General features: G+C 44.9%; 12 protein-coding genes. 4 read left to right on the top strand and 8 right to left on the bottom strand.

Features of this window, described 5'->3' with window-relative positions:
* Positions 1-18: 18 nt before the first annotated feature.
* Together pgm and seqA are read right to left on the bottom strand one after the other, a co-directional pair.
* Complete coding sequence (pgm, locus tag DRW07_RS06575; RefSeq protein WP_124027100.1) at positions 19-1671, bottom strand: phosphoglucomutase (alpha-D-glucose-1,6-bisphosphate-dependent); 1653 nt, start codon at positions 1669-1671, stop codon at positions 19-21.
* A gap of 26 nt (positions 1672-1697) precedes the next feature.
* Positions 1698-2261 carry a replication initiation negative regulator SeqA gene (seqA, locus tag DRW07_RS06570; RefSeq protein WP_124027099.1) on the bottom strand — a complete coding sequence of 188 codons (564 nt, stop codon included), beginning with the start codon at positions 2259-2261 and terminating at the stop codon, positions 1698-1700.
* A 232-nt stretch (positions 2262-2493) separates the two neighbouring features.
* Between seqA and DRW07_RS06565 the strand changes: the two genes are divergently transcribed.
* Genes DRW07_RS06565 through DRW07_RS06555 form a run of 3 tightly spaced genes read left to right on the top strand, consistent with a single transcriptional unit; the run spans position 2494 to position 6428 of the window.
* Positions 2494-3408: an AAA family ATPase gene (locus DRW07_RS06565; RefSeq protein ID WP_124027098.1), complete on the top strand. Its 915-nt coding sequence runs from the start codon at positions 2494-2496 to the stop codon at positions 3406-3408.
* 12 nt (positions 3409-3420) lie between these two features.
* Positions 3421-4410: a DUF58 domain-containing protein gene (locus tag DRW07_RS06560; RefSeq protein WP_124027097.1), complete on the top strand. Its 990-nt coding sequence runs from the start codon at positions 3421-3423 to the stop codon at positions 4408-4410.
* On the top strand, positions 4410-6428 hold the full coding sequence (locus DRW07_RS06555; protein ID WP_165870430.1) for a transglutaminase TgpA family protein: 2019 nt from the start codon (positions 4410-4412) through the stop codon (positions 6426-6428). Before DRW07_RS06560 ends, DRW07_RS06555 begins: the two co-directional genes overlap by 1 nt.
* On the opposite strand, the gene DRW07_RS06550 is transcribed toward DRW07_RS06555, so the two are convergent.
* The 5 genes from DRW07_RS06550 to DRW07_RS06530 all read right to left on the bottom strand — a co-directional run bounded on the left by DRW07_RS06550 (position 6429) and on the right by DRW07_RS06530 (position 8803).
* The gene (locus tag DRW07_RS06550) at positions 6429-7016 is read right to left on the bottom strand and encodes a thiol:disulfide interchange protein DsbA/DsbL (RefSeq protein ID WP_165870429.1); all 588 of its coding nucleotides are present in this window, start codon (positions 7014-7016) and stop codon (positions 6429-6431) included.
* A gap of 121 nt (positions 7017-7137) precedes the next feature.
* Complete coding sequence (locus DRW07_RS06545) at positions 7138-7437, bottom strand: pyridoxine 5'-phosphate oxidase C-terminal domain-containing protein (RefSeq protein ID WP_240630527.1); 300 nt, start codon at positions 7435-7437, stop codon at positions 7138-7140.
* Positions 7438-7457: 20 nt separating this feature from the next.
* On the bottom strand, positions 7458-7952 hold the full coding sequence (locus tag DRW07_RS06540) for a GNAT family N-acetyltransferase (protein ID WP_124027094.1): 495 nt from the start codon (positions 7950-7952) through the stop codon (positions 7458-7460).
* Positions 7953-8105: 153 nt separating this feature from the next.
* A complete protein-coding gene (locus DRW07_RS06535) occupies positions 8106-8540 on the bottom strand; it encodes a GNAT family N-acetyltransferase (protein WP_124027093.1) in 435 nt (144 codons plus the stop codon).
* Between the two features lie 17 nt (positions 8541-8557).
* Positions 8558-8803 carry a DUF2164 domain-containing protein gene (locus tag DRW07_RS06530; protein WP_124027092.1) on the bottom strand — a complete coding sequence of 82 codons (246 nt, stop codon included), beginning with the start codon at positions 8801-8803 and terminating at the stop codon, positions 8558-8560.
* A 166-nt stretch (positions 8804-8969) separates the two neighbouring features.
* Between DRW07_RS06530 and DRW07_RS06525 the strand changes: the two genes are divergently transcribed.
* Positions 8970-11294 carry a methyl-accepting chemotaxis protein gene (locus tag DRW07_RS06525; protein WP_124027091.1) on the top strand — a complete coding sequence of 775 codons (2325 nt, stop codon included), beginning with the start codon at positions 8970-8972 and terminating at the stop codon, positions 11292-11294.
* Between the two features lie 67 nt (positions 11295-11361).
* Here the strand turns inward: DRW07_RS06525 and fusA are convergent, their stop codons facing one another.
* Positions 11362-13449 (bottom strand): elongation factor G, encoded by a 2088-nt coding sequence (gene fusA, locus DRW07_RS06520; protein WP_124027090.1) that lies wholly within the window; start codon positions 13447-13449, stop codon positions 11362-11364.
* Between the last annotated feature and the right edge of the window lie 76 nt (positions 13450-13525).

Raw genomic sequence — 13525 nt, 5'->3', positions numbered from 1 at the left:
GGGCATAAGCAAATACAGTTAATCCAACACAGAATCAACCAGTGCTTCTGCTTCGTCCACCAACTGCTTCAAGTGCGCGTCGCTGGTAAAGCTTTCCGCATATATTTTATAAACCATTTCTGTGCCTGAAGGCCTGGCGGCAAACCAGCCATTTTGTGTTGACACTTTCACGCCACCAATGGCTGCATTATTACCTGATGCATGTGTTACTACCGCTTCGATTTTCTCGCCTGCCAATATATCGGCAGTCACTACAGATGCTTCCATTGATGACAAGCGCTGTTTTTTCTCCAGCGTTGTAGGTACATCTATGCGAATATAGTGCGGTGCGCCAAAGCGAACTTGTAACGCATCATAATGGCTTGCGGGATCAAGGCCGGTAACTGCCAACATTTCGGCCGCCAGTAAACACATAATAAATCCGTCTTTGTCTGTGGCCCATGTTTTGCCATCACGCTTGAGGAAAATGCCCCCAGCACTTTCTTCACCTGCAAAGCCCGTATGACCTTTGGATAACCCGTCGACAAACCATTTAAAGCCAACTGGCATCTCCTCTACGGCTCGCTCAATATGTGTTGCCACGCGTTCAATCATAGAGCTGGAGACCAAGGTTTTACCTACAACCATAGACGTTTTCCACTCTGGTCTGTGGGTGTAAAGGTAATTCACAACGGTAGCCAGATAATGATTGGGGTTCATCAGCCCCGAGCCTGAGCACACTATGCCGTGTCGGTCAAAATCAGGGTCATTACCAAAGGCCAAATCAAAGTCATCTTTAAGTGCAATCAACCCAGCCATGGCATAAGGCGATGAGCAATCCATACGCAATTTGCCGTCTTTGTCTCTGTGCATAAACGCAAAACGCGGGTCAAGCGATTCATTGACCACGGAAATGTCGAGGCCCCAGCGCTTGGCAATCACTTGCCAGTAACCAATACCAGAACCCCCTAATGGGTCGGTCCCTAGTTTTAAGTTTGCTGCCTGAATAGCTTGCATATCAACCACGGTATCCAACTCGTCGATATAGGGGTGCATGAAATCGTCATAACTGACGTAGTCACTGTTTATGGCCTGCTCAAATGCGACACGCTTAACTGCGTTATTACCTTCAGCCATAAGCGCATTGGCTCTTTCCTGAATCACAGCAGTAACATCAGAGCCTGCCGGCCCGCCATGGGGAGGGTTGTACTTAAAACCACCGTCTTCCGGCGGATTGTGGGAGGGAGTGATCACCACACCATCAGCCATACCTTCAGTACGCAATTCGTTGTATCTGACAATGGTTCTTGAAATAACGGGCGTAGGGGTGAAGCCTAAACTTTCATTGTCTTCACGTTGCAGTACTACATTCAACTTATTGGCTGCCAATACTTCAACTGCCGTTGTCAGTGCAGGCTCGGACAAAGCATGTGTGTCTTTACCGATAAATAATGGCCCTGTAGTGCCCTGTGCAAGCCGGTATTCAGCCAGTGCCTGGCAAATTGCGGCAATGTGCATGTCGTTAAACGTTGACAAGCTTGCACTGCCTCTATGGCCAGATGTGCCGAAACTAACTGCTTGCTCAACATTACTCGGATTGGGCTGTTTCACGTAATAATCACTGACTAGCCTGGCTATATTAGCCAGTTGAGACGGATCAGCTGGCTGACCCGCGTTAGGATGTAATGGCATAGTGGCTCCTGCTGATTGAGTGTGAATTATCCCTTAAATAACGCAATAACCTTGTCTATCGTTGAATCGTTATAATTCAACAAGGCCATTACCTGACGCAGTATACTGATTTTCTTTGCAGAATTATTATTCGTCACCACCCAATACGTAGAATGTGGAATGGCTTTCGCGTTAATACTGGTTCCCGAGGCCTCAAGCGCCTCTTTCGAAGCCGCAAAGTACAGTCTATCTTTGCCTCTTATTGATTCAACACTGGCAAATTTTTCTGGATGTAGCGCACTCAATTCACCAAGAATATAGAGAAACTGCGCCACTTTTTTTGGCATCTCAGCCAATCTTTCTGCTGTGATACGTGTTTCAAGAGTGGCGTCTTCATCACCAGAGGCTACCTGAACAGGTGCGCTCTTATCAGCCTTCGTATCAACCGCTGATTCTACTTTTTTCTTGGGTTGTACTGGCTCATTCGACTTTACTGTGCCGGACTCAGGCAGCAGTAACCGGCGCAAAATTTGTGATGCACTCTCACCGATTGACTGGGTTTGACTTGCGATGTATGCATATAGATCGTCGTCTACTTCAATATTTTTCATGCTGGACCTCTTATTTTTGTCAGTAGTATATAAATTTGTGACAAAAAGGTCGCTTAAATTATTGGGTATATTGCGCAAATCCTAAGCAAACAGACAATAATCTGACCGTCTCGCGCCGTTCAACCGTAGTTAACTTTATTACGAACTGAATATACGAATGTATAACCACATGAATAGCGTGTTAGCCATAGATGGACTAGCCTTTATCTAAATCACTTACTTTATTATAGCCATGACAACAGAACTCGAATCCATTGAAAATGTGCTCAACCGAACCATTCTCGGCAAAGAAACCCAAATCAAATTAGCACTCACCTGTTTGTTGGCAAATGGGCATTTATTGTTAGAAGATTTGCCCGGTATGGGTAAAACAACGCTTTCTCATGCTCTGGCGAACGCCTTTGGTTTGGCATTTTCACGAGTGCAGTTTACCTCTGACTTACTACCAGCAGATATGTTGGGTGTGTCTATTTTCAATCAGCAAACCCACTCATTTACCTTTCATGAGGGGCCCATATTTAATCAGGTGGTATTAGCAGATGAAATTAACCGGGCCAGTCCAAAAACACAGAGTGCACTGCTGGAAGCAATGGAAGAACGTCAGGTAAGCATCGATGGCAACACACACGCCCTACCGAAGCCATTTTTTGTTATTGCCACCCAAAACCCGGGCTTTCAGTCTGGCACCTATCCCCTACCCGAGTCTCAGCTGGACAGGTTTTTAATGCGAGTGAGCTTGGGGTACCCTAACTGGGAAGCAGAAAAAGACATGCTGCTTCAAAATGATACAACACAAAAAAAGCCATTCAAGGCGGTGATCACCGAAAACGCACTGCTTGACATGCAGCATAAGGTGTCCTTAGTACATGCCAGCGAAAGCATTATTGAATACATATTGCGCCTAGTTGCATTGAGCCGCACAGCAGACTATGTCGATCACCCGCTTTCACCACGCGCCAGCAAGGCAATTTTGCAGGCCGCTAAATCTTGGGCCTTTTTACACAACCGAGATTATGTCGTACCAGAAGACATTCAATCTGTTTTCACTGCTGTGGTCGAACATAGAATTCGCGGTGAAAATACAACCGAAAGTGGTGCTCTGCTGAGTCAAAAACTACTGGATAATATTGATCCGCTGGCTGCATAGAGGCGCACAAGCATGCAGCAGGTCATTAAACGATCATTATCCAACTGGTTTGTTAGCTGGCTTAAACGCCGTATTCCAGCGGGTAAGGAACAGTCACTTTCCCATAGCAAAATATTTATTTTGCCATCGCGTTTTGGTGTGTGGTTCATTGCGCTTTGTGGTTTGCTTTTTGTGTTGGGCACAAATTATCAAAACAACCTGATGCGTTTGCTGTGCACGTTTTTACTTTCCCTGTTTCTTCTGCACATGCTGGCCAGTTACATCAACTTTTCTCGCTTGCGAATAAAAGCATTAAAAATTGAAGCCGTATTTGCAGGCAAAGAAAGTGCCGCTCCTATTATGATTTCATTTGATGGAAAGATGGCGCAGGGTGTAGTGCATTTTTCTTGGTGGCGATCCAATCTTAATGATACAGGATCAGCAATGCTATCAGACAATCCAACCTTTGCCGATGTTCCCTTTACGCTGACAAACAGAGGGCATGCTACTCTACCTCGCCTGACTATTCGCAGTGACTATCCTCTGGGGTTGTTTAAATGCTGGACGCATCTCGATTTGGATCAGCATCTGATTGTTTATCCCGCCCCCGTAAAATGTGACATAAAAATGTATGAGCTGGCTAGCGAAGAAGAGGCGGTTTCCAAAGTGACAAAAGGCGGATTTGATGATTTTCATGCCTTGCGAGAATACAGCCCGTCAGATCCTTTATCGAATGTGGCATGGAAACAAGTTGCAAAAACAAATGAATGGCTGGTTAAGACATTTGATCAACCCGTGTCCAGCTCTGGATGGCTGACATGGGCGAGCGCTTCAAGCCAGGATACAGAACAACGACTCAGTCAGCTTACTTACCAAATTATTCAGTTAAGCGAACACAATGCGATTTTTGGCTTGGCCCTACCTGACCTTACAGTGCCGCCGGGTAAAGGCAATACCCATATGCACAAATGCCTAAACGCATTAGCCCTATACCGTTTGACAGACAAAACGGTGCACGCCTGATGAGCTACTCTCCCAATGTTCCGTTGGCCAAGCACAAGGCAGGATTGTTGCTATCACTAGTGTTGGCCGCTATTAGCCTTAGCTTTTTTTCTCCATTAATGGTGTGGGTGGTACTTTTATCAGTATGTGCAGCCGTAGTAAGGGTTTCGCTCTTTCTTGGCTGGTATCCTCAGCCTCCTGCCTCAAGAACAGTCAACTTGCTCGCAGTGTTGAGCTTATTGGCACTTGGCTGGTTTAGCCTGAGTTTGGGCTTACTAATATCTATGATCAATCTGCTGGTAACTGCTTGCAGTTTAAAACTAATGGTTATGCGTAACCAAAGAGACTTACTGCAATTGTTCTTATGCATACTCTTTTTATGTGGATGTGGCTATATCTTCGAGCAAGGTATGCTTTTTGTCGCCCTTTACAGTGCCATGGTTATCGTCGCTTTCACTGCACTGGCGTTGCAATATGCGTCCAATCAGTCATACACATATCAGCTCAAAATGCTCGGTAATATGTCCTTACAAGCCTTTCCGATTGCCGCTGTGCTTTTTATCATTTTTCCCCAGTTGCCCCCCTTGTGGCAAATGCCCTCTACCCAGAGTGCCAGTACTGGCATTTCTGATACGATGCGACCTGGCGATATTGCCTCATTGAGTCAATCTTCCGAACTCGCCTTTCGTGCCCGGTTTGAAGGTAAAGTCCCACCTCCTCAAGACAGGTACTGGCGTGCACTAGTTTTAGAGTATTTTGACGGTGAAGAGTGGACCATGAGCGCAAGGCGTAAGGCCGCGGAGGGACAACGCAAATTACAGGATCGTCCGTTCAGACCGCAAGTTATTGGTGAAGCCCTACAGTATAGGGTGTTTGCCGAAGCCTCTAGGCAACAATGGTTATTTACACTGGATGTGCCTGTACCAGGTTCACCCATAACGTCTGAAAAAGTATGGCAAAGCACCTCATATACCTTCATAGCAAATCAAAATTTAATGAGTGCGATGGCTTACGATGTCATGTCTTACCCTTCTACCTTGTTAAATCAGACCAACAGCAGAACAGATAGCTATCTCAACCGCCAAGTACCACAAGATGGAAATCCGCGCACCCGAGAATGGGCAGCCTTGTTAAGCCAGCAGTATCCCGACCCCAAACAACGACTAAACGCAGTACTTGACTACTTCAAACAGCAAAACTTCAGTTACACCCTTAACCCTCCGCTGATGCAAAGCGACGGCATTGATCGATTTTTATTTGACGCTCAAACCGGTTTTTGTGCGCATTACGCAAGTGCGACTGCCTTTATCATGCGATTGACGGGTATACCCGCGAGAGTGGTTGCAGGGTATCAGGGAGGGGAACAACTCAGTAACAAGGTATTGAGTGTTTATCAGTATGACGCCCATGCCTGGATTGAGGTATGGTTTGATGAAAAAGGCTGGCAACGCATCGATCCAACTGCCGTGGTTGCCCCCAACAGAATAAACTTCGGCCTGGAACAGGCGTTGGAAGACAGCACTGAATTTCTAGCCAACGAGCCCTTGTCACTCAGAAGGCTGCAACACTTGCCGTTCTTTTCCACATTGCGTGATTACCTAAATCAAATGGATTACTTATGGTCACACTGGGTATTAGGCTTTGACCAGAAGCAGCAACAGAACCTGTTTAAAAGCCTCATCGGCGAAATCACTTTCGAGAGAATGGTATATTTGATGGTTGGCGCCATGCTCCTTATCAGTCTATTACTGGCTGCTTACTTTGTTCCAAGAACCTTGCGCCCTAAAAAACCTAAACACCTTCATTGCTATCAGCGGGCAGTAGGCTATGTGGAAAAAGCAACGAATACCCAGCGCAACAACGAGGCGCCTCAGCATTACCTTGCATCGGTAAAAAACAAAATGGGCAAAGACGCCTACACCTTATTTGACTTAATTACACGCGCCTTTATTCGCATGGAATATGCGCAAGGTGGATTAGAAAAAGGCAACACAAGTAAAATGAAACACCATCTCAATCGTCTAAAGCGTACGTTGTGATCAAGCGGGCTTGTTCAATAAATACATAACCAGTGATTTGTATTCTTCAACCGTTTTAATGTCGCTCAAAACAGGCTTGTACTTCCCGTTAATTACCAGGGTTGGCACGCTACTTATTCCTTGATTGACTAACTTTTGGTTATTTTGTTGTTTTTGCTTGGCCTTGGCAGTTATCCCAAAGCTATTATAGGTTCTCAAAAAGTCCCGACTGTCGATACCCGATTGCACAAAAATGGCTTCAATGTCATCCAGAGATGTGAAGTCTGCTCGTGAAACATGTATATGTTTAAAGATTTGATCGATAATCTCATCTTCCTTGCCAATGTGAGCAGCCACAATGGAGGCTTTGGTAAGCATGTGTTCAATGTTACCGTCACGCCCAGGCATACCATCAATATGATTTCTTACAAAAGTTACATCCCGAGGTAAATCATCTTTAATCATTTTAATAATGGCTTCTTGTTTAAAGCAGGCCGGACAATAAAATGAAAAAAACTCTGTAATGCTTTTACCCTGTGACTGAAACCCTTCTACCTCTAGGTAGTGCTTACCGGGCTGAAAACTTTGTGCCTGTACTGATAGGGACATAAACACTATTGCCCCTAGAAAAAATTGCATTGCTTTCATAAGAATCCTAATTGTTTATTAAATTTCCTGGTTGTCTGATTGGATTACAACTGACGAGCATAGTTCAGCGATCAGGTGAACACTAGGGCTGTAACAGCGGTGAATGCCACTTATCACCTTTCTTACAATGCTGCTCTCGCAAATGAACGCGGTTCTCGTTAAAGGTTAAAAACTCGATAAGTAGCGGCTCGATGACATAGCCCCCCCAGTTTTCTGGGCGGGCAATAGCGGTATTTGCGCGTTTTAAATCGACGAATCGTGATTGTGGATAACCATCTGTATCCACAGTAGACACAAATACCGCACTTTTTTGTTTAAGGGGTGAGCGCTTCAACGCAGCTTGCCAGATTGCATTTAACTTACTGACCATATTTTCGTCCATCTAGGGCATCCTTTTTGTCGTTATGGCGTTTTTATTTTTGCAAATATGTGACTGTCGTACAGTTTTCTCTGTTTATATATCGCAGATTTGAGAATAGCTTCCCGAGTAAACCCTGCTTTTACCAATAGCTTTTGCGAAGCGATATTGTCTTCAAATACCGTGGCAAAGAGCCTAATTAAATCAGTAGAAGTAAAAACAATATTCACCATCTGGGATAATGCATCGCTGGCAATACCTTTACCCCAGTAATGTTTATCTAACCAATAGCCCACTTCGCCACTTAATTCATATTCAAATTGACCAGGATTGACGCCAATACAACCCACCAGCTTATTGTTCAGCGAAATAGCTTTGACAATGCCTGTTTTACTACCCTCCTCTACCCACCACTTGGCATCTTCTTTAGTATAAGGGGAAGGTATTTTTGTAGACAGAAAACGCGTGACAGCTTCATCATTCAAAATGGTGATCAGTGGATTAATGTCCCTATAATCAAAATCTCGCAACAACACCACGTTTTCACCATCAACGTTTTAATCATATGCTGCAAGTAAAACATGGCGCTAATTTTGCCGTCTACTGTAAATCGTAATATTTAGTGTCTGTCCCTATTAAAAGTCAATGTCTATGCCACCGCCCTTACCACCAAACGGAAAGCCCAAGTTGCTTTACTTCTCTGCCTGCAAATCAAACTGCATGTTATAGAATTTCTCATCTTCAGATTGGGTAAAAAATCCGTTCCGATTATAAAGTGCTACTGCCGGACTGATTTTGAAGACTCTCAACTTTACTGCGTATGCGCCATGCTGAGCAGCTATTTCTTTGACCTTTTCTAACGCTGCCTTGCCGATGCCTTTATTTTGCGCGCTCGCAATAACTTGCAGATCCCTCAACCAACAAATCCGCTCTCTGAATTCAATGCGCATGACACCCACAACTTGGTTAGCTAATAGTATTTCTCGATTGTCTAGGGGCTGAACTGCCTCCATCACTTTGTTCACATCCCAGTCTGGCGCGAAGCGCTCGTAATAGCCCTTCATATTGTCATAGGTAAACTGTGCGGTGCGCAACAAATCCTCAGCCGCTCTACATGTAATAATCACTGTCTTTCTTATTGTGTCTATTTTACTTCTTTCTCAATGGCGTATATATCATCATCTATGGTGCTGAGTCTTTCTTCAAAAATGGCTCTGGCATCGTATAAACCTTGATTGTAATAATAAGCCCCGACTTCACGGGTAAAAAAGTCCAGCAGAAATTCCGCATCAAACTGCCCAATCTCCTGGGCCAATTCTGACTCAAAATAGTCCTGTATTTTTTCGACAATCGACGATTTTGCATCCGGTGAAAGTTCTATTTTCGACATTTTTAGATTCCCTTTTAAGCCCGCACCAGCATAACAAATTAAATGGCCAGGTATTGAACTAATAGAATGATGGTCTAGTATGAAACTAGGGTAATTCAATCTTTACTCTGAGCGCACAGCATTAACTGCTAAATATCTGTTCTCGTTATCAAAAGGGTCAATTGCGATGTCTTTAAAACTTCGTTTGCTGCTGGTCACCATTTCACTCACAGTTGCATCTATCTTTGTTATGGCGGTTGTCTCAGTAAACATTGCTGTAGATGAATCAAGTGATGCACTGCAAGAGAGCGTCCAAGAAAAGCTACTGAGCCAAAATGTACAAACAAAGGAAGCAATTGAAAACTACATCAACAACATCGAGTCACAAGTTAGGGCAAAGTCGTACAACCTAACCACAGTACAAGCCGCAAAAGATTTCATTGAGGCCTTTAACACCTATTCAGAACAACGCTCAGCACTCACTCGTGCCGAAGAAACGCAATTGATGGGGTATTACACCAATGATTTCGCTACGCGCTTTTCGGAGCTAAACCCAGCTGAATATGATTCACCCGAGCGTCTGGTATCGCCCTTGTCAACCGTGAGTAAGCAGCTGCAATATGACTTCATTGCCGGCTCTAGCCTTCCTTTGGGTGAAAAGGATGGCCTAATAAATCTGAATAATGGCACCGACTACGCGCGTGCTCACAGTGTGTTTCATCCCACTATGCAAAAGTTCCTCTATGAGTTTGGCTACTATGATATTTTTATTGCAGATAGCCAAACTGGCCACATTGTTTACAGCGTGTTTAAAGAACTGGATTTTGCAACCAGCCTCAAAACAGGGCCATATGCTGAGACTGGCATAGGTGAAGTATTTAACGCAGCGAATAGGCTGAGCAATCCCGACCAAGTTGTGTTTAGCCAGTTTGCTTCATATCTACCGTCTTACATGGCGCTGGCAGGTTTTGCAGCGTCACCGATTGTTGATGAGAACGGCAACAATGTTGCAGTATTAATCTTCCAGATGCCAATGGATAGAATTAACAGCATTATGACGCATGGTGACAAGTGGAGTGCTAAAGGGTTTGGTGAATCCGGTGAAACCTACTTAGTGTCTCCAGCAGGACTATTGATGAACGAAAGCCGATTCTTCGTGGAAGACTACGACAACTACTTAAAGGCCATCCAGAAGAAGTACCCTAGTGCAGCCAAAGAAATAGCATCCCGTGAGACATCCATAGGTATTCAACCCGTTGATTCACCTTCATCAAGAAAAGCGCTAAACGGTGAAAGCGGCTTTTTAGAAATTAAGGACTACCGGGACGTACCCGTTTATTCAGCGTTTTCAACGCTTAAAATAGGAGACTACAACTACGCGTTAATGGCAGAAATTGATGTTGCCGAGGCGCTGGCACCTGCTGATGAAATTGGCAACAGCTTGATTGTTTCAGCACTGATTGAGTTTATTATCATCACTTCAATAGCAGTTGCAGTGGCAGTGTGGTTCTCCCTTAAAATTATCAAGCCGCTCATTACACTTGGTACCGCGTGTAAAGCCCTTACAGAAGGTGAAGGTGATCTCACCGTCAGCATAAAGGCGTCTCGCATCCCGGAAATAGACAGGATTTCCAATAGCTTTAATGTATTTATCGGTCAAATACGCGATATCGTTGCGCAAACGAAGCAGGATGCGGATACACTGGCCTCTGCTGCCGAGGAACTCAGTGCAACCACACAGCAAAGCGCCTCTTTGTCTGCTGAACAAAAGAATCAAACTTACTCGGTTGCGACTGCGATGGAGCAGCTGACCACTTCTATCAATGCCATCGCGCAGTCCTCTGCCACCACTAAAGACAAAGGTATAGAAGCCGATGCAAGCCTCAAAGAAAATGTTGAACGCGTGCGAATGGCCGCGAAAAATATTGAATTACTGGTTGAGCTGATTAGAGATTCAAGCGGCATTATTGCTTCGCTTAAGGGGGAAGTAACCCAAATCACCACAGCGCTAAACACCATTACCGGTATTGCTGATCAAACTAATTTACTGGCGCTAAACGCTGCGATAGAAGCTGCCCGTGCCGGTGAAGCAGGAAGAGGCTTCTCTGTGGTTGCAGACGAAGTAAGAACCTTGGCTACGCAGTCTCAGGAAAGCGCGGTCGAAATATCACGGATTATGGAAACCATGAATAGCACCTCAGACAAGTCTGTAAGCGCTATGGAACGCGCCGAACGGGCCGCTGATGGCGGTATTCATTTGGTAGAATTGGTGACAAAAGCGATGAATGAGCTGTCCAACACCATTGATGTGTTACTCAATATGAGTGAAGAGGTGGCTACAGCAACTGAAGAGCAAAATGTCACGTCAGAGCACGTCTCGCAAAGTGTCTCAAGCATTAATGAAATGGCGGTAGAGGCTGAACAAGGTGCTAATCAGATCAATTCCGCAGCGCTAGAGCTTGCTGAAATTGCAGCGCGGACAAGGAATGCAGTGGAACGCTTCAAAGTATAGGTTGCTTTTTCTATAAACAAAAAACCCTCGCAATGCGAGGGTTTTTTACTAAATAAACAATGTCAGCTTATTTGGCTTCTTTACGTGCCTTAGCTTCTTCAATGACTTTGTCAGCAACGTTTTGCGGACATGCACTGTAGTGGCTGAACTCCATAGAGAACTGACCACGGCCTGAAGTCATTGTACGCAAGTGACCGATATAACCAAACATTTCTGATAGAGGAACGTCTGCTTTAATACGAACACCCGTTACACCCGCTTCTTGGTCTTTGATCATGCCACGACGGCGGTTCAAATCACCAATTACGTCACCAACGTGATCTTCTGGCGTGAAAACGTCAACTTTCATGATTGGCTCAAGAAGTTGTGGCGCCGCCTTAGGAATAGACTGACGGAATGCACCTTTTGCAGCAATTTCGAACGCGATAGCTGATGAGTCAACGGCGTGGAAACCACCGTCATAAAGTTCAACTTCAACGTCGAGTACTGGATACCCAGCAAGCACACCCGTTTCCATCATTGACTTAAAGCCTTTTTCGATAGCTGGGAAGAACTCTTTTGGAACGTTACCACCAACAACGGTAGATTCGAACTTAAAGCCAGAGTTCTGCTCACCTGGCTTTATGCGGTAATCAATCTTACCGAACTGACCAGAACCACCAGACTGCTTCTTGTGCGTGTAGCTGTCTTCAACCATCTGCGTGATAGTTTCACGGTAAGCAACCTGAGGCTGACCGACTTCAAGTTCAACGCCGTAAGTACGCTTCAAAATATCTACTTTGATGTCTAAGTGAAGCTCGCCCATACCTTTAAGGATGGTTTCACCTGAATCTTCGTCAGTTTCAACCTGGAACGAAGGATCTTCAGACACCAACTTACCAATTGCGATACCCATCTTCTCAGTAGCGCCCTTGTCTTTAGGCTTAACAGCAATAGAGATTACTGGCTCAGGGAAGATCATAGGCTCAAGTGTACAAGGGTGGTTTGTATCACAAAGCGTGTGACCCGTTTGTACGTTCTTCATACCTACAACAGCGATGATGTCTCCTGCTTGTGCAGAAGTCAGCTCTGTACGGTCGTCAGCGTGCATTTCAACCATACGGCCGATACGCTCAGTCTTACCGGTTGCGCTGTTAAGTACTGTCATGCCCTTCTCCAGTTTACCTGAGTAAATACGGATAAAGGTTAAGGCACCGAAGCGGTCATCCATGATCTTGAACGCCAATGCACGGAAAGGTTCGTCAACAGATACAGTAGCCACCTCGCCAGTAGGCTCACCGGTTTCTTCGTCGGTAAGAGGCTGTGGATCAACTTCGGTTGGGCTAGGCAAGTAGTCAACAACTGCGTCCAAAACCAATTGCACACCTTTGTTTTTAAATGCAGAACCACAGTAAGTTGGGAAGAAATCAAGCTTACGTGTACCTTCGCGGATACAACGCTTGATATCTTCAATAGAAGGCTCTTCACCTTCCATGTAAGCCATCATTAAGTCGTCATCTTGCTCAACGGCAGTTTCAATCAATTGTTCATGGTATTCGTTTACTTTGTCTACCATGTCAGCAGGTACGTCTTGTACTTCGTAGTTTTCTGGAAGACCAGAGTCATCCCAAACGTAAGCTTTTTTAGTCAACACGTCTACCACGCCTACGAAGTCATCTTCGATACCAATTGGAAGCGTCATAACTAAAGGATTAGCACCAAGTACTTTTTTCACCTGGTTTACTACGCGGTAGAAGTCGGCCCCCATACGGTCCAACTTGTTTACAAAGATAATACGCGCTACTTCTGATTCGTTCGCATAACGCCAGTTCGTTTCTGATTGGGGCTCAACACCACCAGATCCACAGAATACACCTACACCACCATCGAGTACTTTCAATGAACGGTAAACTTCAACAGTGAAGTCAACGTGTCCAGGCGTATCGATGATGTTCATGCGGTGATCTTTCCAGAAGCACGTAGTAGCGGCCGACTGGATAGTAATACCGCGCTCTGCTTCCTGTTCCATGAAGTCAGTTGTTGATTCACCGTCATGTACTTCACCGGTTTTGTGGATTTTACCAGTAAGTTTAAGAATACGTTCAGTTGTTGTGGTTTTTCCGGCATCTACGTGCGCGAAAATACCAATGTTGCGATAGTGTGATAAGTCAGCCATTTGTTCACTTTCATTGGTTCAGAGTAAAAAATCGGCGCGATTATAAAGGATTTCCCACCCTAATTCATACCCCTTT

The sequence above is a fragment of the Paralteromonas sediminis genome (assembly GCF_003820355.1).
In the GTDB taxonomy this organism is placed as follows: Bacteria; Pseudomonadota; Gammaproteobacteria; order Enterobacterales; family Alteromonadaceae; genus Alteromonas_F; species Alteromonas_F sediminis.
Note: the sequence above shows the minus strand (reverse complement) of the source record. Positions and strands in the feature narration are given on the sequence as shown.

Bases quoted from the DNA above. Each gene is read 5' to 3' on its own strand.
- pgm (WP_124027100.1), bottom strand. From the start codon at position 1,671: ATGCCATTACATCCTAACGCGGGTCAGCCAGCTGATCCGTCTCAACTG.
- seqA (WP_124027099.1), bottom strand. From the start codon at position 2,261: ATGAAAAATATTGAAGTAGACGACGATCTATATGCATACATCGCAAGT.
- DRW07_RS06565 (WP_124027098.1), top strand. From the start codon at position 2,494: ATGACAACAGAACTCGAATCCATTGAAAATGTGCTCAACCGAACCATT.
- DRW07_RS06560 (WP_124027097.1), top strand. From the start codon at position 3,421: ATGCAGCAGGTCATTAAACGATCATTATCCAACTGGTTTGTTAGCTGG.
- DRW07_RS06555 (WP_165870430.1), top strand. From the start codon at position 4,410: ATGAGCTACTCTCCCAATGTTCCGTTGGCCAAGCACAAGGCAGGATTG.
- DRW07_RS06550 (WP_165870429.1), bottom strand. From the start codon at position 7,016: ATGTCCCTATCAGTACAGGCACAAAGTTTTCAGCCCGGTAAGCACTAC.
- DRW07_RS06545 (WP_240630527.1), bottom strand. From the start codon at position 7,437: ATGGACGAAAATATGGTCAGTAAGTTAAATGCAATCTGGCAAGCTGCG.
- DRW07_RS06530 (WP_124027092.1), bottom strand. From the start codon at position 8,803: ATGTCGAAAATAGAACTTTCACCGGATGCAAAATCGTCGATTGTCGAA.
- DRW07_RS06525 (WP_124027091.1), top strand. From the start codon at position 8,970: ATGTCTTTAAAACTTCGTTTGCTGCTGGTCACCATTTCACTCACAGTT.
- fusA (WP_124027090.1), bottom strand. From the start codon at position 13,449: ATGGCTGACTTATCACACTATCGCAACATTGGTATTTTCGCGCACGTA.